This window comes from Saccharopolyspora sp. ID03-671 (genome assembly GCF_045278815.1).
Classification (GTDB): domain Bacteria; phylum Actinomycetota; class Actinomycetes; order Mycobacteriales; family Pseudonocardiaceae; genus Saccharopolyspora; species Saccharopolyspora ipomoeae.
Map to the genome: position 1 here is coordinate 5,217,488 of NZ_CP134054.1, position 21,794 is coordinate 5,239,281.

Genomic DNA, 21,794 nt, shown 5'->3' on the forward strand with positions numbered 1-21,794 from the left:
TTCTACCGAAGGAGCTCGCCGTGCACATCGCCTGGGGGTCGTTCCTGCTGGCGCTGCTGGTGATCGTGCTGATCCCCGGCCCCGACTTCGTCGTGGTCACCCGCAACGCCGCCAGCGGCCGCCGCTACGGCTGGCTCGCCGCGGCCGGCGTGACCTGCGGCCTGCTGCTGCACGCCACCGCCGCCACGCTCGGCCTGTCGGCCCTGGTCGCGACGGTCCCCGCCGCGCTGTTCGTGGTCAAGGGCCTGGGCGTGGCCTACCTGGCGTGGATGGCGCTGCAGATGCTGCGCGGCTCCGGGGCGAGTGCGGCCGAGGCGGTCGTGGAGCAGCCGCGCTCGGGCCGGTCGGTGTTCCTGCGCGGACTGCTCACCGACGTGCTCAACCCGAAGGTGATGCTCACGTTCCTGACGCTGCTGCCGCAGGCGATGGACCCCGACGCGGCCCCGATGCCGCAGGCCGCGCTGCTCAGCGCCGTTGCCGTGTCGGCCTTCGCGGTGTGGTGGCTGATCGTGGTCCCCTCGGTCGGCAAGCTCGCCGCGCTGCTCGCCGCCCCCAAGCGCCGCAAGGTCTTCGAGCGCACCTGCGGCGGCGCCCTGCTCGCGATGGCCACCACCATCGCCCTCGGCTGACCCCGTCCCCACCAGGATTACGGCCGCAATCGGAAACCCGATTACGGCCGTAATCCGGTTTCCGATTACGGCCGTAGTCCGGTGTCTGAATACGGCCGTGATCCGGTGTCGGAACACGGGGTGATCCGGTTTCTGATTTGCGACCTTCGGGTTGGGTTCGTTGACCTTCCACAGCGTGCTGCCTAGTCTCCGTGATCTCGGAGAGGAGCCGGCATGCGGAGACGGTGGGCGTTCGTGGTCGGGTTGGCGGTGGCGCTGCCGCTGGCGGTGGTGCCGTCGACGGGGGCCGCGCCGACCGGGGTGGACGCGCTCAAGGTCGACCTCGACGACATCCTGGCCGATCCGCGCCTCGGCGGGGCCCAGGCCGGAGTCGCGGTCCGGGACCCCGCCACCGACGAGGTCCTCTACAGCAGGCAGGCGACCGACCGGGCGACCCCGGCCTCGAACGCGAAGCTGTTCACCGCGGCCGCCGCGCTGGAGACCCTCGGGCCGGACCACCGCTTCCGCACCCAGGTGCTCAGCGACGCCGCGCAGCAGGGCTCGACCCTGAACGGCGACCTCCACCTGCGCGGCACCGGCGATCCGACGATGCTGCCCGCCGACTACGACGCGCTCGCCGCCCGGCTCGCCGAGCAGGGCGTGCGCGAGGTGCGCGGCCGGTTGCTGGCCGACGACACCTCGTTCGACGACGTGCCGCTGGGCACCGGCTGGGCCTGGGACGACGAGCCGTACTCCTACTCGGCTCCCGTCTCGGCGCTGAGCGCGGCGCCGGACACCGACTTCGACGCGGGCAGCGCGATCGTGCGCGTCACGCCCACCGCACCCGGCCAGGCGCCGGACGTCGCGCTGGACCCGGGAACGGGCGTGCTCGACGTCGACAACCGGGCCACCACCGTCGCCGAGGGCGAGCCGTCGATCGGCATCACCCGCGATCACCACAGCGGTCGCGTGCTGGTCACCGGCACCGTCCCGGCCGGGACGGAGCCGGTGCGGGAGTGGATCGCCGTTCCCGACGCGACCGCCTACGCCACCGACCTCTTCGCCCGCGCCCTGGCCGCCCGCGGGATCACCGTCAACGGCACCGGGAAGGCTCCCGCACCGGAGGGCGCCCGCGAGCTCGCCGCGCGCGACTCGATGCCGCTGCGCGAGCTGCTCGTGCCGTTCCTCAAGCTCAGCAACAACGTTCACGCCGAGGTCCTGGTCAAGGCGATGGGCCGCGAGCGCGCGGGGGAGGGCACCTGGGAGGCCGGGACCGGCGTGGTCGCCGACGCGCTGCGCGGTCTCGGCGTCGACCCGGCGGCGCTGCGGCTGGTGGACGGCTCCGGGTTGTCCCGGATGGACGGGGTCACCCCGGACCAGCTGGCGCTGCTGCTCGACAACGCCGCGCAGCGCCCGTGGGCGCAGGCGTTCCACGACGCGTTGCCGATCGCGGGGGTTCCGGAGCGGATGGTCGGCGGCACGCTGCGCGACCGGATGGTCGACACCCCGGCGGCCAACAACGTGCACGCCAAGACCGGTTCGCTGACCGGCGTCACCTCGCTGTCGGGCTACGTCACCGCCGCCGACGGCCGGAGGCTGGTGTTCTCGGTGGTGCTCAACGACTTCCTCTCCGACGCCCCGCAGGACCTGGAGGACGCGATCGCGATCCGCCTCGCCCAGCACACCGGCGCCGACGACCACCCGCGCGGGCACGCGCGAATCCCGCAGCCGCGCACCGGCTCCGACGACCCGGGCACCGCCCGCGACGAGAGCGCCCTGGAGTGCTCCTGGACGAAGTCCTGCTGAGGGACGAATGGGTGGCGCATGGGTGCCATCCCTGAGAACGCCTCAACGGTCCCCCGGTAGCGTGACCGCAGTCCGCGCCCGCGCCGGAATCCGAGGAGCCCGTTGCCGTGACATTCATCAGCGACATGCTGGCCCTGATCGCCGGGTTGCCCCGGCCGCTGCTGGTGCTGGCCACCGGCGCCCTGGTGCTCGGCGAGTGCACGATCGGGCTGGGGTTCCTGGTGCCGGGGGAGGCCGGGCTGCTGGTGGCCTCGGCCGCCGTGACCGATCTCCGGTTCTTCCTGGTGCTGGCGGTGACGGTGGCGGTGTGCGCGGCGGTGGGCGACAACATCGGCTTCTGGTTGGGCCGCCGGTACCGGCTGAAGATGCGCGAGACGAAGGTGGTCCGCAAGCTCGGCCAACACCACTGGGACCGCGCGGGTTCGCTGCTGCGGCGCTGGGGGATCGGCGCGGTGCTGCTGGGCAGGTTCCTGCCGGTGGTGCGGACGCTGATGCCGGCCGCGGCGGGCGCCAGCGGCATGTCCTTCCCGCGCTTCGTGGTCTCGTCGTTGGTAGGCGCGGCGGCCTGGTCGGCGACGCACGTGGGCATCGGCTGGGCGGCGGGAGCCTCGGCGAAGTACGTCGAGTCGATGCTCGGCCGAGCCAGCTGGGTGCTGGCGATCGCGATCGTGCTCCTGGGAGCGGGTGCGTGGGCCTACAGGCGCCGACGCCCGCGCGGTCAGGTCGTGACCGAGCCGCAGCCGGAGGCGATCGACAACGCCGCCTAGTGGGCGGGGTGCGCGGAGATGCGGACGCCGCGGCCGAGTGGCTGGTGCTTCGGCGGAGTTGCGTCGCAGCGAGTCTCGTTCATGTGTCTGGACTCTAATGCATGTTTCGAACCGAAACCAATGGTGAACGGCCTGCCTCCGATGGCAGGCGTGCCCGGCCACCTGTTCAGCGGAGTGCGACCAGTCGCACGGGTGGGACTAGACTCGAACGCATGGCACACGCTGGCGCGAGCGACGTGACCGCGGCCGGGGACAGCGACTTCGTCGAGTACCTCGAACGGCACCTGGCCGAGCGCGGATGGACGGTCCACGACTTCTGCGAGCACAGCGGGCTGAAACCGAGCGTGGTCTTCCGCTGGCGCAAGGGCTACCGGCCGGACATCGGCAACGCCCGCATCATGGCCCGCGCCCTGGGCGTCCCGCTGCTGGAAGTCCTGGTCAAAGCCGGTCGGCTGAGCGCGGAGGAAGCCCGCGCCGAGGTCCGCATCATCCCCGAGCTCGACTCGGTCCCCACCCAGGTCCTGCTCCGCGAGGTCAGCGCCCGGGTCGAACGCCTCGAACGCGCCACCCCCGCCGAAGCCGGTGTGTAGCAGGCGCACGGCAAGGCCGGCGGAGCCGGGAAGTCGACTTGTTGAAATTCGGAAACGGTTCGGGTCGAATGCGCGTTGACGGGGTGACAACCAGCTCGAATCGGAGTGGACTGCTGTCCTGGAAGGGATGAGAGGTGACAGCATGAGCCACACCGGCACCTCGACGAGCGCACCGGCCCGCGCGGCGGCCATCGCCGCTCCCCGCACGGGCGAGCGGCTGCACGTGGCGGTCGAGACCTCCGCCGGGGAGACCTATCTGATCGCGTTCGTCGACAGCCCCCGCGACAGCGGCTGCGAGCCCTGCGAGCTGTCCCCGGACGAGGCCCGCGACCTGGCCAGAGCGGTGCTCGACCTGCTCGACGCCGAGGCCGGGCAGGTCTCCTTCGCCATCCCGCGCTCGGACCAGCAGCTCAACCTCGCGATCGAGGCCGACGGCGCCGAGACCTACCTGATCACCTGGCTCGGCCGCACCACCTGCGACGCGGGCTACGAGCCCAGCGAGCTCGGCCGCACCGAGGCCGAGCAGCTGGCCCGCGCCCTCCAGGACCTCGCCGACGCCGCCGAAGGCGCCTGAAGCACCCGCGAACGACGAACGCCGCACCCCATCGGGATGCGGCGTTCGTCGTGTCAGGCGATCAGAGGTTCGGGTAGAGCGGGTGCTTGGCCGCCAGCGCCTCGACCCGGGTGCGGAGCTCGGCGCTGATCGACTCGTCGAAGTTCGGCTTGAGGGCCTGGGCGATGACCTCGGCGACCTCGGTGAACTCCTCCTTGCCGAAACCGCGCGTGGCCAGCGCCGGGGTGCCGATCCGCAGACCCGAGGTGACCATCGGCGGGCGCGGGTCGTTCGGCACCGCGTTGCGGTTGACGGTGATGCCGATCTCGTGCAGCCGGTCCTCGGCCTGCTTGCCGTCCAGCTCGGAGTTGCGCAGGTCCACCAGCACCAGGTGCACGTCGGTGCCGCCGGAGACCAGCGAGACACCGGCCTCGGTCGCGTCCGAGGCCAGCAGGCGCTCGGCCAGGATCTGGGCGCCCTCGACGGTGCGGCGCTGGCGGTCCTTGAACTCCTCGCCCGCGGCGATCTTGAAGGCCACCGCCTTGCCGGCGATCACGTGCTCCAGCGGGCCGCCCTGCTGACCGGGGAAGACCGCGGAGTTGAACTTCTTGGTGAACTCCTCGTCCGAGGACAGGATCACACCGCCGCGCGGGCCGCCCAGGGTCTTGTGCGTCGTGGTGGTCACGACGTGGGCGTGCGGGATCGGGCTCGGGTGCAGGCCCGCGGCCACCAGGCCCGCGAAGTGCGCCATGTCGACCATCAGGTAGGCGCCGACCTCGTCGGCGATCTCCCGGAACCGCTTGAAGTCCAGCTGGCGCGGGTAGGCCGACCAGCCCGCGACGATCAGCTGCGGCTTGTTCTCCCGGGCCAGGCGCGCGACCTCGTCCATGTCGACCCGGTGGTCGTCGTCGGAGACGTGGTACGGCACGACGTTGTAGAGCTTGCCGGAGAAGTTGATCCGCATGCCGTGGGTCAGGTGGCCACCGTGGGCCAGGTCCAGGCCCATGATGGTGTCGCCCGGCTTGAGCAGCGCGAACATCGCCGCCGCGTTGGCCTGCGCGCCCGAGTGCGGCTGCACGTTGGCGTAGGTGGCGCCGAAGAGGTCCTTGATCCGGTCGATGGCCAGCTGCTCGACGACGTCGACGTGCTCGCAGCCGCCGTAGTAGCGCTTGCCCGGGTAGCCCTCGGCGTACTTGTTGGTGAGCACCGAGCCCTGCGCCTGCAGCACCGCCTGCGGGGCGAAGTTCTCGGAGGCGATCATCTCCAGCGTGTTCTGCTGGCGACCCAGCTCGGCGCCGACCGCCGCTGCGACCTCCGGGTCAACCGTTGCCAGGGCATCGTTGAACAGATCCGGGTTCGACATCAGTGTGTGCCTCCTGTTTCTTTCTTTCAGTCAGGCGTTGCGGCGGTAGAAGGGCAGCTCGACGACCTGCACCGCGACGTTGCGGCCGCGGATGTCGACCTGCAGGGCCGTGCCGGGCTCGCTGTGCTCCCGGTCGACGTAGGCCATCCCGATCGGATGCCCGAGGGTCGGGGACGGTGCGCCGCTGGTGACCTCGCCGACCTCGGCGCCGTCGGCGTCGAGGACCCGGTAGCCGTGGCGGGGCGCCCGCCGCTGGTCGGTGGACAGGCCCACCAGGGTGCGCTCGGTGGGCTTCTCGGCGACCGCGGCCAGCGCGGACCTGCCGACGAAGTCGGCGTCCTTGTCCAGCTTGACCACCCGGCCGAGGTTCGCGTGGTACGGCGTGAGCTCGGCGGAGAGCTCGTTGCCGTAGAGCGGCATCCCCGCTTCCAGCCGCAGGGTGTCGCGGCAGGACAGACCGGCCGGCTGGAGGTCGTGCGCGGCGCCGGACTCGGTGAGCGCCTGCCACACGGCCTCGGCGTCGCCGGGCGAGGTGAACAGCTCGAAGCCGTCCTCGCCGGTGTAGCCGGTGCGCGCCAGCAGCACGTCCTTGCCCGCGACGGTCGCCGGGTAGCCCGCGTAGTACTTGACGGTGCTCAGGTCGGTGTCGGTCAGCGGCGCCAGGATCGCCACCGCGTTCGGGCCCTGCACCGCGATCAGCGCGTAGTCGTCGGAGACGTCGGCGTGCTTCGCGTCGAAACCGGAGACCCGCTCGGCCAGCTCGGCGGAGACCACGGCCGCGTTGGCGGCGTTGGCCACGACCAGGAACTCCTGGTCGGCGAGGCGGTAGACGATCAGGTCGTCGAGCACGCCGCCGGTCTCGTCGCAGATCATCGTGTAGCGGGCGCGACCGGGGGTGATGGCGGAGGCGTTGGCGACCAGCGCGTAGTCCAGCGCCTCGGCGGCCTGCGGACCGCTGATGAGGATCTCGCCCATGTGCGTGAGGTCGAACAGACCGGCGCTGCTGCGCACCGCGTTGTGCTCGGCGGTGTCGCTGCTGTAGCGGACCGGCATCTGCCAGCCGGCGAACTCCGTGAAGGTGGCGCCGAGGGATTCGTGCACCGCGTGGAGCGGTGTCCTCCGGGGCGTCTGTCCGGGCGACGACATGGTGAAACTCCTCCTGGGTGGGCGTGCCGGTCGGCAGTCGAGGGCCGGTCAGCTCACGCGCCCAACCTTATCCGGGGCGCCTCGACCCCCGACCGGCGCGGTCTGCGCTGGTCGGGCGGGGTCTCCCCGGAGTCATTGGCCTGAGAGTTTCACCACCCGACAGGGGTGGTTTGCACCGTGGGCGAGAAGCGCGATGCTCCTGCTTTTCTCCGTGTTTCGCCTGGTGTCCTGCGGTAATGGTGCCTGAGAGTTTACTGGGGAGTATTGCTCCTTCGGCGCCTCGCCCGACGAGGGCGAGGTCTCTCCCGCGAGACGTCATCGGCGCGTATTCGGTTGTGCTGCTCACAGACGCTACGAACCGCCCCCACCCCAGTCAACAGGAAGACCGAGTGATCTCAACCCTTGCGCACGGGGGCGCGATCAGCTTCGGGTCACCACGCGTTGCCGCCGCCAATCGCCTCGTGCGCGGCTCGCTGCTCCGCGATGTCGGCGAGTTGGGCTTTGAGGCCGTCGATGAGGGCTGTGAGGGCCAGTTCGAAGCTGGCGGTGTCGATCTCGGCGGCCTTCGTGTGCAGCAGGTGGGCTCGGGTGAGGTGGGGGAAGCGGTTCGTGTAGACGGCTGCGTCGGCGGGGAAGCCGTGGCTGAAGGAGCCCATCGCCGAGCCGACGACCAGGTACTTCGTCGAAGCGCCGATCATCGTGGCGTAGCGCTGCGGCCAGCCGGCCCGGGTGAGGCCGCCGTGGACGGCGTCGGCGACGCGCAGGGCGGACTCGCGGCGGGCCGGGCCGTAGGCGATGAACGGCACCAGGTTCGGGTGGTCGGCCAGGGCCGCGCGGTAGGAGCGGGCCCAGCTGCGCAGGCCGGTCACCCAGTCCTGGTCGAAACCGGAGACGTCGACCTCGCTGATCACCTCGTCGGCGATCTCGTGCAGCAGGTCGTCCTTGGTGGCGACGTGGTTGTACAGCGATGCCGCGCGCACGTCGAGGCGTTCGGCGAGCCTGCGCATGGACAGCGCTTCCAGGCCCTCGGTGTCGATGATCTCCAGGCCGATCTTCCGGATGCGTTCCGGGGAGAGCCGGGGTGTGCTGGGTCTGGGCAACGTCTCTCTCCTCACCGGGATCCCTTGCGGCGTGCGCCGGGACGGTTCTAGGCTGCCATAAAACTAACGGTGTTAGTTACCGGCCTGCACGGAAAGGAACGACGCGATGGTCGACTTCTCGCTCTCCGAGACCGAGCGCGACATCCGCGATTGGGTGCGCAACTTCGTCCAGCGGGAGCTCATGCCGCTGGAGCCGGAGGTGCTGCGCAGAGAGCGGGCGGGTCAGCGCGGTCTCACCAAGGACGAGCTCAAGGAGCTGCAGAACAAGGCCAAGGAGGCCGGTTTCTGGGGCGTGCAGACGCCCGAGGAGTACGGCGGCATGAACCTCTCGGCCGTCATGACGGCGCTGATCGAGGTCGAGCTCGGCCGCACCTACGTGCCGTTCCGCTTCGGCGGCTACGCCGACAACATCCTCTACTACGCCAACGAGGACCAGAAGCAGCGCTACCTGCTGCCGACCATCGAGGGCACCCGCAAGTCCTGCTTCGCCATCACCGAGCCCGGCGCGGGCTCCGACGCGAAGAACCTGCGCACCACGGCCGTCCGGGACGGCGACGAGTGGGTCATCAACGGCGAGAAGACCTTCATCACCGGCGGCATCGACGCCGACTTCGTGATGGTCTTCGCCGTCACCGACCGCGAGAAGGGCGCCAACGGCGGCGTGACCTGCTTCCTCGTCGACCGCGACATGGGCTGGAAGTCCGAGCCGATCGACATCATGGGACCCGACGAGCGCCAGCCGGCCGCGCTGGTGTTCGACAACGTCCGGGTGCCCGCCGAGAACGTGCTCGGCGAGGTCGGCAACGGGTTCGGCCTGGCCATGCAGTGGATCGGCCGCGGCCGCTACCTGCTGCCCGCCGCGGCGCTGGGCGCCTGCGAGCGGCTGGTGGAGATGGGCTCGGAGTACGCCCAGCAGCGCGAGACCTTCGGCGCGCCGATCGCCGAGCGGCAGGCCATCCAGTGGATGATCGCCGACTCCGCGGTGGAGATCGAGGCGCTGCGCTGGCTGATCCTGCAGGCCGCGTGGCAGGTCGACCAGGGCATGGACTCCCGCCACGCGCAGTCCATCGCCAAGCTGTTCGGCGCCACGCACGCCAACCAGATCGTCGACCGCGTCCTGCAGATCCACGGCGGCATGGGCTACACCAAGGAGCTGCCGGTCGAGCGCTGGTACCGCGACCTGCGGCTGCTGCGCATCTTCGAGGGCACCGACGAGATCCAGCGCCGCACCATCGCCCGCAACGTGCTCAAGGGCCACGCCTCGATCAGCGGTGTCCTGGGCTAGGAGGCGGACGAGTGGTTGGGTCGCTCAGCGGTGCGGGTGGCGGAACCTGAGCGCCTTCGTGGACTCCGTGCGCCGCTCCTTGAGCGTGCCTCTGTCCGGCTGGTCGGCGCTTCGCCACTCCGTTCGAGCAGGTGATCTGCCATCGGTGGGTGTTTTGTCGGTACCCTGGTCGATGACGGCCTCGACGCTTCGGGAGTGATGATGTCTCTGTTCAAGAAGGTCACCGACTTCGCGAAGAGCCCGCAGGGCAAGAAGGTGATCGACCAGGCCAAGAAGTACGCCTCCGACCCGAAGAACAAGGAAAAGATCGAGCAGGTCAAGAACAAGTTCACGGGCAAGGGCGGCTCCGGCTCCCAGGGCGGTCACCACTGAGCGGACGCCCTTTTGGGCTGACGTCCTGTCGGGCGGAAGTCCCGGGAACGGCCTCCGGCTTCGGCCGGGGGCCGTTTTCTGTTGCCCGGGCGGCGATCGACAGTAGAGTCCCCTCCCGGGTTGTTCTCGATGACGAGCAGCACGGAGGTCGCGAATGGGCAGCGCGTACGTCGCCGGGACGTTCGACACCAAGGGCGCGGAGCTCGACTACGTCGCCGATCTCATCGCCCGGGGGCACCCCGTCGTCACCGTCGACCTGTCGACCTCCGGTGAGAGCTCCGGTGCCGACGTCCCGGCCGCCGAGGTCGCCGCGCACCACCCGGGCGGCGTCGACGCCGTGTTCACCGGCGACCGCGGATCGGCCGTGACCGCGATGGCCACCGCCTTCACCCGCTTCCTGGCCGAGCGCGACGTCGACGGCGTCATCGGGCTCGGCGGTTCCGGTGGGACCGCGCTGGTCACGCCAGCCTTGCGGGTGCTGCCGGTGGGCGTGCCGAAGGTGATGGTGTCCACTGTGGCCTCCGGCGACACCTCCGGTTACGTCGACGCCACCGACATCGCGATGTTCCCGTCGGTCACCGACGTCGCCGGGCTGAACCGGATCTCCCGCCGCGTCCTCGCCAACGCCGCGCACGCGCTGCTCGGCGCGATCAGCCACCCGATGCCGCAGGTCGAGGACAAGCCCGCCGTCGCGCTGTCGATGTTCGGGGTCACCACGCCCTGCGTGACCGCAGCGGCGGGCAGGCTCGAAGCCGAGTTCGACCCGCTGGTGTTCCACGCGACCGGGACCGGCGGGCGGGCGATGGAGAAGCTCGTCGACGACGGCCTGGTGCACGCGGTCCTGGACGTCACCACCACCGAGGTCTGCGACCTCGTCGCGGGCGGCGTGATGAGCGCGGGCGAGCAGCGGCTCGACGCCATCGCCCGCACCGAGTGCCCTACGTCGGCTCGTGCGGCGCGCTGGACATGGTGAACTTCGGTGCGCGCGAGACGGTTCCGGAGCGCTACCGGGACCGGAACCTCTACGTGCACAACCCGCAGGTGACGCTGATGCGCACCACGCCCGAGGAGTGCCGGGAGATCGGCTCGTTCCTCGCCCGCAAGCTCAACGCCTGCCAGGGCCCGGTCCGGTTCCTGCTGCCGACCGGCGGTGTGTCCATGTTGGACGCTCCCGGCCGGCCCTTCCACGACCCCGAGGCCGACGCCGCGCTGTTCGAGACGCTGGAGCGCGAGGTCGAGCAGACCGAGGACCGCCGCGTGCTGCGGGTCGAGAACAACGTCAACGACGAGGAGTTCGTCACGGCGCTGCTCGCCGCGTTCCGTGAAATCCTGTGAGCAGTACCGACACTGGAGGGGCGATGAACGGATTCGACCGCGCGGACCTGCTCCGCGAGTTCCACGCCAAGGCCCAGCGCGGCGAGCCGATCGTCGGCGGCGGGGCCGGGACCGGGCTGTCGGCCAAGTGCGAGGAGGCCGGCGGCATCGACCTGATCGTCATCTACAACTCCGGCCGCTACCGGATGGCCGGGCGCGGCTCGCTGGCCGGGCTGCTGGCCTACGGCAACGCCAACGACATCGTCGTCGAGATGGCCCGCGAGGTGCTGCCGGTCGTGCAGCGCACACCCGTGCTGGCCGGGGTCAACGGCACCGACCCGTTCATGCTGCGCGAGCGGTTCCTGCGCGAGCTCAAGGACCTCGGGTTCGCCGGCATCCAGAACTTCCCGACCGTGGGGCTCATCGACGGCACCTTCCGGGCCAACCTGGAGGAGACCGGCATGGGCTACGGCCTGGAGGTCGAGCTGGTGGCCGCCGCCCGCGAGGCCGACCTGCTCACCACGCCGTACGTGTTCTCCGCCGACGACGCGCGGGTGATGACCGAGGCGGGCGCCGACATCATCGTCTGCCACATGGGACTGACCACCGGCGGCGCGATCGGCGCGGAGACCGCCAAGAACCTCGACGACTGCGTCCGGCTCATCGACGAGTGGTCGCAGGCCGCCGCCGAGGTCCGCGACGACGTGCTGGTGCTCTGCCACGGCGGGCCCATCGCGATGCCCGAGGACGCCTCCTACGTCCTGTCGAAAACCCAGCGCTGCCACGGCTTCTACGGCGCCAGCAGCATGGAACGACTCCCGACGGAGAAAGCGCTCACCGAGCAGACCAAGGCGTTCACCGACATCAAGTTCTAGAGGCGGTATTGGGCCTCGGCTTGATCAGCGGTGCGGGTGGGGGAACCTGAGCGGCTCCGCGGACTCCGCGCGCCACTCCTGATGCATGCCGATGCACGGCGTCGCGGCGTGCTCGCCACGAAGCCGCTCAGAACCCCCGGCGGTGCCAGCTGCTGGGGCGCTCACCGAGAAGGGAAAGTGGCTCCGCCACTTCGAACCGATTCCGAGGAGGAACCATGCGCAGCTTCGCCAGCGCGGTCGTCGAAGCCCCCGTCGAGAAGGTGTGGGAGGTGGTCCGCGACTTCGACGGGCTCCCGGTGTGGCACCCGGCGATCGCCTCCAGCGAGATCGAGGACGGCCGCGACGCCGCGAGCGTCGGGTGCGTGCGGCACCTCGTGCTCGGCGACGGCGGTGAGGTGCGCGAGCGGCTCGTGGCCCTCGACGACGTCGCGCGCAGCTGCACCTACGAGTTCGTGACCAGCCCGTTCCCGGTGCGCAGCTACCGCTCCACGATCCACGTGCTGCCGGTGACCGCCACCGGCCACAGCTTCGTCGAGTGGTTCGCCGACTTCGACTCCGACGCCGACGTCGAGGCCGAGATGGACCAGACGTTCGCCCGAGGGGTCTACGCGACGGGTCTGAAAGGACTAGCGGCCCACCTGGCGGGCTGAGGCGGGACGTTCCACCGCTGACCGTCCCCGCGGGAGCAGCGGCAGAAGTGAAGGCCTCGGACATTCCGATCGGGCGTTCCGGTTAGAGTCGGGCGCGTGCCAAGCCCCACCCCCATCGCTCACCCTGACCGGAACGACTCCGACCGGGTCGTGGTGACCGGAGGCTCCGGCTTCGTCGGCCGAGCCGTGGTCCGCGCCTTCCTCGAACGCGGCACGCCCGTCACCATCGTCGACCTCCAGTCGCCGCCCGAATCCCTCCGGGACCGGGTGACCTTCGTGGAGGGCGACCTGCGCGAGGCCGGTGTGCGGGAGCGTGCCGTGGCGCCCGGTTGCGCGGGCATCGTGCACCTCGCCGCGATCACTTCGGTGCTCAAGTCCGTCGAGCAGCCCGCCGCCACCTACGCCAACAACGTCGAGGTCACCCAGCACCTGCTGGAGCTGGCCCGCGAGCGCGAGGTCGGGCAGTTCATCCTCGCCTCCACCAACGCCGTGGTCGGCGACATCGGGCACGGCACGATCTCCGAGGCGCTGCCGGTCCGCCCGCTGACGCCCTACGGCGCCACCAAGGCCGCGTGCGAGATGCTGCTGTCCGGCTACGCGGGTGCCTACGGGATGACGACCTGCGCGCTGCGGTTCACCAACATCTACGGCCCCGGCATGGGCCACAAGGACAGCTTCGTGCCGCGCCTGATGCGCGCCGCGCTGTCCGGCGACGGCGTCGAGGTCTACGGCGACGGTTCGCAGTGCCGCGACTTCGTGCACCTCGACGACGTGGTGCAGGGCGTGCTGGCCGCCTGGGACAAGCAGTACACCGGCACCGCGGTCATCGGCTCCGGCGAGTCGATCACCGTGCTGCAGCTCATCGAGGCCGTCCGCGCCGCCACCGAGATCGACATCCCGGTCACCCACGTGCCCGCCAAGAACGGCGAGATGCCCGCGGTGATCGTCGACGTGTCGCAGGCGCAGCGCGAGCTCGGGTACGAGCCGGCGGTGGAGCTGACCGACGGGCTGCGCACCGTCTGGGCCGACTTCACCAGCGGAGCGCGGTGACGACCGCGCTCGCGCGCGTGCTGCGCCGGCACTGGTTGCTGGCGCTGCTGGTGCTGGCCGGGGTCGTGCTGCGGATCGTCACGCAGCTCGCCTACCGGCCGGCGCTGCTCTACATCGACTCGTTCCGCTACCTCGACGACGTCGGCGTGTTCCACCCCGGCGGCATCAACCCGGTCGGCTACGAGTGGTTCCTGTGGCCCCTGCTCGGGCTCGGCGACCTGCTCGGCATCGGCGGATTGGCGGGTGTCGCCGCAGTGCAGCACCTGCTCGGCATCGGCCTGGGCGTCGGCATCTACGTCCTGCTGCGCCGCTTCGGGGTGCGCGAGTGGCTGGCCGCGCCGGCCGCCGCCCCGGTGCTGCTCGACGCCTACCAGCTGCAGATCGAGCAGCTGATCATGTCCGACCTGCTGTTCCAGGTGCTGCTGCTGGTCGCGGTGTACCTGCTGTGCTGGTGGGGGCCGCCGACGCCGAAGGTCGCCGCCGTCGCCGGTGGGGTGCTCGCGCTGTCGGTGATGGTGCGTTCAGTCGGCCTCACGCTGGTGGTGCCCGCCGCGGTGTTCGTGCTGCTCGCGGCCGGTCTGCGCCCCCGGGAGGGCTGGCGGCCGCGGCTGATCGCCACCGGCGCCCTGGTCGTCGGGTTCGGCGCCGCCGTGCTGGTCTACGCGCTCTACGGCGCGCTCGTCGCCGGCAAGTTCGGCGTCGGCGGTTCCGGCGGCGGGGGAGCGCTGTTCGGCCGCGCCGCGGTCGTGGCGAACTGCGACGAACTGGACCTGACCCGCGAGGAGCGGCTGATCTGCCCGCGCGAACCGCACGAGGTCCGCGAAGAGCTCGGCATCGACTTCTACCTGCACCTGTGGGACGTCCAGGCCAACGTCGACAACCTGCTGCCCGAGGGCATGGACGTCAACGCCGCTCAGAAGTCGCTGACCCGCGAGGTCGTGCTGCACCAGCCGCTGGACATCGCCGGCGGCGTGGCCCGCGACTTCCTCAAGGGCTTCGCGCCCACCCGGACCCAGACCGTCGGCGACGTGCCGCTGGACCGCTGGCAGTTCCAGCTCGAACACCCGCTGTACGCGCCCGACTGGTACACCCGCGAGTGGGCCGAGCTGCACGACGGCAGCGACCTGCACGCCGAACACGAGCTCACCTCGTTCCTGCGCGGCTACCAGCTCGGCGGCGGCTACACCCCGGGAATCCTGCTCGGCGGCGCGCTGCTGCTGGCCGCCGCGGCCGTCGCGGGACTCGGCCGGGCCCGGCGCAGCGGGCTGCGCGCGGTGACGCTGCTGCCCGCCGGTCTGGCCATCACCGTGCTGCTGACCGCCTCGGTCATGGAGTTCTCCTGGCGCTACCAGCTGCCCGGACTCGTGCTCATCCCGCTGGCGGGCGCCCTGGGCGCCACCGCGCTCTTCGGCCGACCCCAGACCATCCGCATCCCGCCCGGCCGCACCCCGCCCGGCCGCATCCCGCCCGGCCGCACCCCGCCCGGCCGCATCCCGCACCGATCGACGCCCTCCGAGGAGAGCCAGATGCTGACGTCCTTCCCCGACGACGTGGACTCCGACGCCCTCGACGAGTACGCGAGCCGCTACGGCGAGCACCGGTTCGCGCCGGTGGTCGTGCTCATCGCGGCCTACAACGAGGAGGAGTCGATCGGCGACGTGCTCGACTCGATCCCCTCGCGCTGCTGCGACCTGGACGTCGACACCCTCGTGGTGGTCGACGGAGCCAAGGACCGCACCGCCGAGGTCGCGCTCCGGCACGGCGCCCGCACCTGCGTGGCCCCCACCAACCGGGGGCAGGGCGCGGCGCTGCGGCTGGGCTACCGGCTGGCCCAGCAGCGGGGCGCCCGCTACGTGGTCACCACCGACGCCGACGGTCAGTACGACATCGCCGAGCTGCCGATGCTGCTGGAGCCGCTGATCGCCGACCGCGCCGACTTCGTCAGCGGCTCGCGGCGGCTGGGCTCCAACGAGCGCCCGGCGCTGATCCGCCGCGTCGGCACCTACGTGTTCGCGTGGATCGTCAGCGCGCTGACCCGGCAGCGCATCACCGACACCTCGTTCGGCTTCCGCGGCATGCGGGTCGAGGTGCCGAACTCGGTGACGCTGCAGCAGCCGCAGTACCAGTCCTCGGAGCTGCTGGTCGGCCTGCTCAGCCACGGCTACCGGGTGCTGGAGCAGCCGATGCGGATGCTGCCGCGCAGCGCGGGGGAGAGCAAGAAGGGTTCGAGCTGGAAGTACGGCTACCGCTACGCCAAGGTCGTGCTCGGCACCTGGTGGCGGGAGCGCCGCAACACCGGCGCCCCGGCTCCGGCGGTCGAGACCGTCACCGAGCGGCCTGCTGCGGTGGGCGAGTGAAGACCAGCCTGTCGATGAGCACGAACTTGACCACGAACATGACCGCGTAGGTCCCGATGAAGGCGCCCCACACCACGGCCACCTGGGCGGGCCGGGTGTCGGGGAACGCCGAGGTCGCCACGATCTCGGCGAGGTGGGTGGCGCCCGCGGCCAGCAGCGCGGTGCCGACCGAGATCGCGCCGTAGCGCAGCAGTTCGCCCCGCAGCGCCTCGCGGCCACCGCCGCCCCAGGTGCGCCGGTTCAGCGTGAAGTTCGGGATCGCCCCGGCCAGCCACGCCAGCACCGTCGACACCACCGGGCTCGCGCCGAGCGAGTAGGTCAGCAGGAACACGACCTGGCTGATGCCGGTGGCCACGACCGACGCAGCCGCGAACCGACTGATCAACCGCCAGTAGCGGGCACGGCCGGTCGTCGTCGGCTGCGCCACGTGTTCCTCCAACGAGATTCATGCGCAAGTGTGCTGGGCTGCACGATACCGATCGCTGAGCGTGGTCTTCTTGGCGCGCCCGGGAGATGAGAGCATTCGTTTTGTTCACGCTGCACTAACGGCTGAAAAGAGGGAGACAGGCGTGCGAATCCTCGTCCTCGGAGGGGACGGCTACCTCGGTTGGCCGACCGCTCTGCACTTGTCCGACTGCGGCCACGAGGTCGCCGTGGCGGACAACTACGCCCGTCGGGGCTATGACCACGAGATGGGCGTCGAGAGCCTCGTGCCGATCGAGTCCATGCAGGTCCGCTTGAACGCCTGGAACGAGGTTTCCGGCAAGACCATCAAGCACTACTACGGCGATCTCGTCGACGAGCACTTCACCTACGAGATGATCGCCGACTTCCGGCCGGACACCATCGTGCACTTCGCCGAGCAGCGGGCGGCGCCGTACTCGATGATCGACCGCAAGCACGCGGTCTACACCCAGCAGAACAACGTGGTCGGCAACCTCAACGTGCTGTTCGCGATCCAGGAGATCGACCCGGAGATCCACCTGGTCAAGCTCGGCACGATGGGCGAGTACGGGACGCCCAACATCGACATCGAGGAGGGCTGGCTGGAGGTCACCCACAACGGGCGGACCGACCGGATGCTCTACCCGAAGAAGCCGGGCTCGTTCTACCACCTGAGCAAGGTGCACGACAGCCACAACATCGAGTTCGCCTGCCGCATCTGGGGTTTGCGCGCCACCGACCTCAACCAGGGCGTGGTCTACGGGCAGGAGACGCCGCAGACGGTGCGCGATCCGCGGCTGGCGACCCGCTTCGACTACGACGCCATCTTCGGCACCGTGCTCAACCGGTTCGTCATCCAGGCCGTGCTCGGTCACCCGCTGACGGTGTACTCGCCGGGCGGCCAGACCCGCGGCATGATCGACATCCGGGACACCGTGGAGTGCATCCGGCTGGCCGCGGAGAACCCGGCCGACCGCGGTGAGTTCCGGGTGTTCAACCAGATCACCGAGAGCTACTCGGTCGGCGAGATCGCCAAGACCATCGCCAACAACTTCGACGGCCAGGTCGAGATCGAGTACGTCGACAACCCGCGCGTCGAGCAGGGCGAGCACTACTACAACGTCAAGCACACCGGTCTGGTGGAGCTGGGCCTGCAGCCGCACCTGCTGTCCAACACGCTCATCGAGTCGCTGTTCAAGGTGGCCGACGGGCACAAGGACCGCGTGGACCTGGCGGCCATGCGGCCGACGGTCAACTGGCGCAACGCCGCCAACCCGCTGCGCGCGGAGAAGTAGGCGCGCGGAGGAGCAGGACGGAGAAGGTGGCCCCGGGCTGTTCGGCCCGGGGCGCCTCACCGCGTGTCGGGGGGCTTCCACGCGGCAGGTCTGAACATTAGCTCGTTCGGATGATCGCGGCGATACGGCACGTGGGTAAATCTCGAACCCCGCGTGAACGCCGGTCAACAGCCCCCGCGAAGCGCCCCGGGCCACCCGGAACCGTCGATCCGCCCAGGTCAGCTCTGGGCCGGGGCGGGGGCGTCCTCCTCGAGCTCCTCGATCTCGCGGCGCTCGCCGATGATCACCCGGATGGTGTAGGCCAGGGCCGCGACCCAGGCGACCACGATCGCGCCGTAGATGGCGGTCGGGGTGGGAGCCGGGAGGTCGAAGGCCTTGATCAGGGTCCGCGCGTTGGTCAGCACGATCAGACCGCCGGCGCCGACGCCGATCAGCCGCATCGGCACGATCCGCACCAGGTAGGCCGCCAGCGGGGCCGCGGCCACGCCGCCCAGCAGCAGCGCGCCCACCACGACCCAGGACAGCTGCTGGTTGGCCAGCGAGAACAGGAAGCCCAGGCTCGCCGCGACCGCGATCAGGAACTCGCTGGTGTCGACCGAGCCGATGACCTTGCGCGGCTCGACCTTGCCGGTGCTCAGCAGCGTCGGCGTCGCGACCGGGCCCCAGCCGCCACCGCCAGTGGCGTCGACGAAGCCGGCGACCAGGCCCAGCGGCGCGAGCAGCTTGGGGCTGACGCCGGTGAGCTGACGGCGGCGCAGCGGGCGGATCGCGAAGCGCAGCAGCACGTAGAGGCCCAGCGCGAGCAGGATGGTCGACATCCACGGCTCGGCGGCCTCGGTGGAGACGTTGCTCAGCGCGGTCGCGCCGAGGAAGGCGCCGATCGCGCCCGGCACGCCCAGCGTGAGCACGATCTTCCAGTCGACGTTGCCGAACTTCCAGTGCGAGACGCCGGAGGCGACCGAGGTGCCGATCTCGGCCAGGTGCACCGACGCCGAGGCCAGCGCCGGGGTGAGACCGGCGGTGAGCAGGATCGTCGTCGAGGTGACGCCGTAGGCCATGCCGAGCGAGCCGTCGACGAGCTGCGCGATGAAACCGCCGATCGCGAAGATCAGGAATGCTTGCACGATGTCTCCGTGGTCCGGGGCGCGACGAGCGCGCGGGCTCGTGGCGGTACAGGGGAATTGCGGACAGGTGGGGCCGAGGTCTTAGCTCGAGCGCCGACACTGTGCGGAGGTGACGCGGCGCAGGTCGACGTGGAGGCGCTGCGACAGCAGCCGCCACTGATCACCGGGCGTCATGGGGGACAGTCAAACAGATCGCGCGTTCGAGTGGCAGGGTCTCCCAGAGTGCGGGAAGCCCTACCAGGCCGTTCGAGTGGTGCTTGTGTCGAATGCCACGTTCCACCCGATTCGATCTTGCGCCGCACCTCGCCGTGAACGTCCACTGTGGACCACCCACCTGGATGCGGCCGGTCCGTTTGCCGTTGCGCGCCTTGGTGATCTACCTCTGATCGTCCGCATGACCTGCGCGAACTGTTCGAATCATGAAGCACGTCGCGAGGCTGCCGGACCCGCTCGCGGGGGTGGTCCGGGGATCTCGGTCGTTACCGGACGGCGATCTTCGTGAGTCACTGAAAGTCACCGCATAGTCGACACGAGTGGGTTAACCATCTGCTGAGTGAGCCGTGAGTTGCGGCCTGCTGTGACTGTCAGCTACGTTCTGATCCGCACGTCACGGTTCGATCACGACAAGATCTCTTTCCCCGAGGAGCTCTTGCCCGCGCCCCCCGACGCGGGAGTGGCCGGACCGTTCCCCGACGGAAGGCAATGATGGGCAAGCATCGCAAGGAGGACCGGCTACCCCCGACAGCCGGTCGTCCGATCCGCAACAAGGTTGTGGCGGCGGTGGTGGCCGGAGGCGCGTTCGCGGCGGTGGGTCAGCCGCTGTCCGCGAACGCCGGCTCCGAGCAGGACCGCGACGTCCAGCCCCTGGCCAAGACCAAGAAGCTCAGCACGGCCATCACCGGGACCCGGACCAGCCCGGCGGCCGTCCGGCTGCTGCAGGCGCAGCAGCCCGCCCAGCCCGAGGCCCAAGAGCTCGCCAAGGCCAAGGCCATCGAGGCGGAGCGCATCATCCGCGAGGAAGCCGCCCGCCAGGCGGCCATCGCCGCGGCCGAGGCCCAGCGAGCGGCCGAGGAGGCGGCGCGCAAGGCCGCGGGCTTCCACACCCCCGCCGAAGGCACCTACACCTCCGGTTTCGGCTCCCGCTGGGGCAGCAGCCACATGGGCATCGACATCGCCAACAGCATCGGCACCCCGATCTACTCGGTGGCGCCCGGCGAGGTCGTCGAAGCCGGTCCGGCCAGCGGCTTCGGCCTGTGGGTCCGGGTGCAGCACGACGACGGCACGATCACCGTCTACGGCCACGTGAACACGATCGTCGCCGAGGAGGGCCAGCGGGTCGGAGCCGGCGAGCAGATCGCCACGATGGGCAACCGCGGCCAGTCCACCGGTCCGCACCTGCACTTCGAGGTCCACGAGGACGGCACCAAGATCAACCCGCTGCCGTGGCTCCGCGAGCGCGGCATCGACCTGGCGTAGCGAGCCGAAGGCGCCGAGCCCCCTCGGCGCCACCCAAGCAACCGCCCGGGGTCCGAATCCCCCGACGGGCCCCGGGCGGTTACTCACCCGTGAAGAACTGCGTCACCGGCTCACGAGCCGGGCGTCCGGCCGGTCGTCTCGGGCCTGCGGCGGAGCAGCCGCGGGAGCGGGAGCGGACGGCGTTCGGTGGTCGGTTCCTCGGTCGATCGGTCCGCCTGGTCGGTGTTCCCCGCGAGCCTGGCCAGGTCGATGCGCACACCCACTGTGTCCTCCCTCGGCTGCTCTGCCTCGATCAAGAACCACGCTAGCCGACGGGACACCGCGGGAACTCCGCTCTTCTACTCAACTTGCTCACTCGGTCGGCTGCGGAGCGTGCGCGTCGTCCTCCAGGCGGTGCCGCAGCCACGCCAGGGTCCGCGCCAGCAGGCGCGAGACGTGCATCTGCGAGATGCCGACCTGCTCGGCGATCTGCGTCTGGGTCATCCCCCGGAAGAACCGCATGACCAGGATCCGGCGCTCCCGCTCCGGCAGCTCCTCCAGCAGCGGCCGCACCATCTCCCGGTTCTCCACCTCCAGGAGCTCGGCGTCGTCGGAGCCGATGGCGTCGCCCAGCGGGATCTCGTCGGTGTCGGTGAGCAGCTCGTCCAGCGACGCGCTGCGGTACGCGTTGCCCGCCTCCAGCCCGTGGTAGACGTCGTCGGTGCTGATGCCCAGGTGCTTGCCCAGCTCGCTGGGCGTGGGCGCCCGGCCCAGCTCCTGCGAGAGCCGGGCGATGCCCGACGAGACCGACAGGTGCAGCTCCTGCAGGCGGCGCGGCATCCGCACCGCCCAGCCGGTGTCGCGGAAGTGCCTGCGGACCTCGCCCATGATCGTCGGCACCGCGTAGGACAGGAAGTCGACGCCGCGGTCCGGGTCGAAGCGGTCGACCGCGTTGATCAGGCCGAGCACCGCGACCTGCGTGAGGTCCTCCTGCGACTCGCCGCGGTGGCTGAAGCGCCGGGCGATGTGCTCGGCGACCGGCATGTGCTCGGTGACCAGCCGGTCGCGGAGCTCGGATCGGCGCGGATCCCCCTCGTCCAGCTTCGCGAGCTCGCCGAACAGCGGCGCCAGCCGGTCGTAGCGCTCGTTGCGCGCTTGCGTGGAATCCGCCCGTTTCACACCTGAGCCGTCCGTCCCTTGGTCAACTCGATCCGCACCAGGTGACTGCCGTCGGCAGTGGGATCCGACTCGACCGAGGTTGACACAGCGTCGGCCAGCGCGCTGAGCACGCGCCAGCTGAAAGTGTCCTTGCGGGGCCCGAAATCGTCTTTGCTGCGCACTTCAGCGGTGATGGACAGCTGCTCACCGGACAGCCGGAACCGGCACACCAGGGTCGCCTCCGGCGCGGCCAGGCGCACCAGCGACGAGCACGCCTCGTCGACGGCCAGCCGCAGGTCGGCGATGGAGTCGACGTCGTGGTCGGCGCGCATCGCCAGATCGCCCACGACGGCTCGCATCACCGACAGCTGGTCGGGTTCCGCCCTGACCCGGACCTCGACCTGGTTGGGAGCGGAAGTCGCAGGCTCGACCTGCGCGACCTCGCGTTCCACGCTCATCTCGCCGACCACCTCGTCTCGCCA

The 21,794-nt window shown here is 70.5% G+C and carries 22 protein-coding genes, 1 pseudogene and 2 riboswitches; of the genes and pseudogenes, 14 read left to right on the forward strand and 9 right to left on the reverse strand.

The window, feature by feature from the left end:
* Positions 1-20 precede the first annotated feature (20 nt).
* The 5 genes from REH65_RS24195 to REH65_RS24215 all read left to right on the forward strand — a co-directional run bounded on the left by REH65_RS24195 (position 21) and on the right by REH65_RS24215 (position 4,345).
* A complete protein-coding gene (locus REH65_RS24195; RefSeq protein ID WP_406689202.1) occupies positions 21-629 on the forward strand; it encodes a LysE family translocator in 609 nt (202 codons plus the stop codon).
* A 213-nt stretch (positions 630-842) separates the two neighbouring features.
* The gene (gene dacB, locus REH65_RS24200) at positions 843-2,414 is read left to right on the forward strand and encodes a D-alanyl-D-alanine carboxypeptidase/D-alanyl-D-alanine-endopeptidase (protein WP_406689203.1); all 1,572 of its coding nucleotides are present in this window, start codon (positions 843-845) and stop codon (positions 2,412-2,414) included.
* A 107-nt stretch (positions 2,415-2,521) separates the two neighbouring features.
* The gene (locus REH65_RS24205; RefSeq protein WP_406689204.1) at positions 2,522-3,181 is read left to right on the forward strand and encodes a DedA family protein; all 660 of its coding nucleotides are present in this window, start codon (positions 2,522-2,524) and stop codon (positions 3,179-3,181) included.
* Between the two features lie 212 nt (positions 3,182-3,393).
* On the forward strand, positions 3,394-3,771 hold the full coding sequence (locus tag REH65_RS24210; RefSeq protein WP_281459025.1) for a helix-turn-helix transcriptional regulator: 378 nt from the start codon (positions 3,394-3,396) through the stop codon (positions 3,769-3,771).
* Between the two features lie 142 nt (positions 3,772-3,913).
* Positions 3,914-4,345, forward strand: a complete 432-nt coding sequence (locus REH65_RS24215; RefSeq protein ID WP_406689205.1) for a hypothetical protein — start codon at positions 3,914-3,916, stop codon at positions 4,343-4,345.
* 61 nt (positions 4,346-4,406) lie between these two features.
* Here REH65_RS24215 and glyA read toward each other — a convergent pair whose 3' ends face one another.
* The 3 genes from glyA to REH65_RS24230 form a co-directional block, all read right to left on the reverse strand.
* A complete protein-coding gene (gene glyA / locus REH65_RS24220) occupies positions 4,407-5,687 on the reverse strand; it encodes a serine hydroxymethyltransferase (protein ID WP_406689206.1) in 1,281 nt (426 codons plus the stop codon).
* A gap of 30 nt (positions 5,688-5,717) precedes the next feature.
* Positions 5,718-6,833, reverse strand: coding sequence for a glycine cleavage system aminomethyltransferase GcvT (gene gcvT / locus REH65_RS24225; protein ID WP_406689207.1), 1,116 nt, complete (start codon positions 6,831-6,833; stop codon positions 5,718-5,720).
* Between the two features lie 119 nt (positions 6,834-6,952).
* A riboswitch (glycine riboswitch) is annotated at positions 6,953-7,053 on the reverse strand.
* Position 7,054: 1 nt separating this feature from the next.
* A riboswitch (glycine riboswitch) is annotated at positions 7,055-7,151 on the reverse strand.
* A 113-nt stretch (positions 7,152-7,264) separates the two neighbouring features.
* Positions 7,265-7,933 carry a TetR/AcrR family transcriptional regulator gene (locus REH65_RS24230; RefSeq protein WP_406689208.1) on the reverse strand — a complete coding sequence of 223 codons (669 nt, stop codon included), beginning with the start codon at positions 7,931-7,933 and terminating at the stop codon, positions 7,265-7,267.
* A 106-nt stretch (positions 7,934-8,039) separates the two neighbouring features.
* Between REH65_RS24230 and REH65_RS24235 the strand changes: the two genes are divergently transcribed.
* From REH65_RS24235 to REH65_RS24265, 7 genes and pseudogenes are all read left to right on the forward strand, one after another.
* On the forward strand, positions 8,040-9,218 hold the full coding sequence (locus tag REH65_RS24235; RefSeq protein ID WP_281459020.1) for an acyl-CoA dehydrogenase family protein: 1,179 nt from the start codon (positions 8,040-8,042) through the stop codon (positions 9,216-9,218).
* A 198-nt stretch (positions 9,219-9,416) separates the two neighbouring features.
* The gene (locus REH65_RS24240) at positions 9,417-9,590 is read left to right on the forward strand and encodes a hypothetical protein (RefSeq protein WP_406689209.1); all 174 of its coding nucleotides are present in this window, start codon (positions 9,417-9,419) and stop codon (positions 9,588-9,590) included.
* 154 nt (positions 9,591-9,744) lie between these two features.
* Positions 9,745-10,925 (forward strand): annotated as a pseudogene (locus REH65_RS24245) (Tm-1-like ATP-binding domain-containing protein).
* A 23-nt stretch (positions 10,926-10,948) separates the two neighbouring features.
* Positions 10,949-11,779: a phosphoenolpyruvate hydrolase family protein gene (locus REH65_RS24250; protein ID WP_281459017.1), complete on the forward strand. Its 831-nt coding sequence runs from the start codon at positions 10,949-10,951 to the stop codon at positions 11,777-11,779.
* 215 nt (positions 11,780-11,994) lie between these two features.
* Entirely contained in the window at positions 11,995-12,429 is a 435-nt protein-coding gene (locus REH65_RS24255; protein ID WP_406689210.1) for an SRPBCC family protein, read from the forward strand.
* Positions 12,430-12,543: 114 nt separating this feature from the next.
* Entirely contained in the window at positions 12,544-13,479 is a 936-nt protein-coding gene (locus REH65_RS24260) for an NAD-dependent epimerase/dehydratase family protein (protein WP_406693229.1), read from the forward strand.
* Positions 13,476-15,836 (forward strand): glycosyltransferase family 2 protein, encoded by a 2,361-nt coding sequence (locus REH65_RS24265; protein ID WP_406689211.1) that lies wholly within the window; start codon positions 13,476-13,478, stop codon positions 15,834-15,836. The genes REH65_RS24260 and REH65_RS24265 overlap by 4 nt, the downstream gene beginning before the upstream one ends.
* On the opposite strand, the gene REH65_RS24270 is transcribed toward REH65_RS24265, so the two are convergent.
* On the reverse strand, positions 15,805-16,263 hold the full coding sequence (locus tag REH65_RS24270; RefSeq protein WP_406689212.1) for a GtrA family protein: 459 nt from the start codon (positions 16,261-16,263) through the stop codon (positions 15,805-15,807). The genes REH65_RS24265 and REH65_RS24270 overlap by 32 nt on opposite strands.
* Before the next feature lie 142 nt (positions 16,264-16,405).
* Here REH65_RS24270 and REH65_RS24275 point away from each other — a divergent pair, with 142 nt between their 5' ends.
* Positions 16,406-17,575, forward strand: coding sequence for an NAD-dependent epimerase/dehydratase family protein (locus REH65_RS24275; RefSeq protein WP_281459012.1), 1,170 nt, complete (start codon positions 16,406-16,408; stop codon positions 17,573-17,575).
* A 218-nt stretch (positions 17,576-17,793) separates the two neighbouring features.
* Here REH65_RS24275 and REH65_RS24280 read toward each other — a convergent pair whose 3' ends face one another.
* Positions 17,794-18,699, reverse strand: a complete 906-nt coding sequence (locus REH65_RS24280) for a sulfite exporter TauE/SafE family protein (protein ID WP_406689213.1) — start codon at positions 18,697-18,699, stop codon at positions 17,794-17,796.
* An 81-nt stretch (positions 18,700-18,780) separates the two neighbouring features.
* Positions 18,781-18,873, reverse strand: a complete 93-nt coding sequence (locus REH65_RS24285) for a putative leader peptide (protein ID WP_406689214.1) — start codon at positions 18,871-18,873, stop codon at positions 18,781-18,783.
* A 531-nt stretch (positions 18,874-19,404) separates the two neighbouring features.
* Between REH65_RS24285 and REH65_RS24290 the strand changes: the two genes are divergently transcribed.
* A complete protein-coding gene (locus REH65_RS24290) occupies positions 19,405-20,175 on the forward strand; it encodes a M23 family metallopeptidase (RefSeq protein WP_406693230.1) in 771 nt (256 codons plus the stop codon).
* A 110-nt stretch (positions 20,176-20,285) separates the two neighbouring features.
* On the opposite strand, the gene REH65_RS24295 is transcribed toward REH65_RS24290, so the two are convergent.
* From REH65_RS24295 to REH65_RS24305, 3 genes are all read right to left on the reverse strand, one after another.
* Entirely contained in the window at positions 20,286-20,438 is a 153-nt protein-coding gene (locus REH65_RS24295) for a hypothetical protein (RefSeq protein WP_281459009.1), read from the reverse strand.
* 88 nt (positions 20,439-20,526) lie between these two features.
* Complete coding sequence (locus REH65_RS24300) at positions 20,527-21,333, reverse strand: SigB/SigF/SigG family RNA polymerase sigma factor (protein ID WP_281459008.1); 807 nt, start codon at positions 21,331-21,333, stop codon at positions 20,527-20,529.
* Positions 21,330-21,770 (reverse strand): ATP-binding protein, encoded by a 441-nt coding sequence (locus REH65_RS24305; RefSeq protein ID WP_406689215.1) that lies wholly within the window; start codon positions 21,768-21,770, stop codon positions 21,330-21,332. The genes REH65_RS24300 and REH65_RS24305 overlap by 4 nt, the downstream gene beginning before the upstream one ends.
* Between the last annotated feature and the right edge of the window lie 24 nt (positions 21,771-21,794).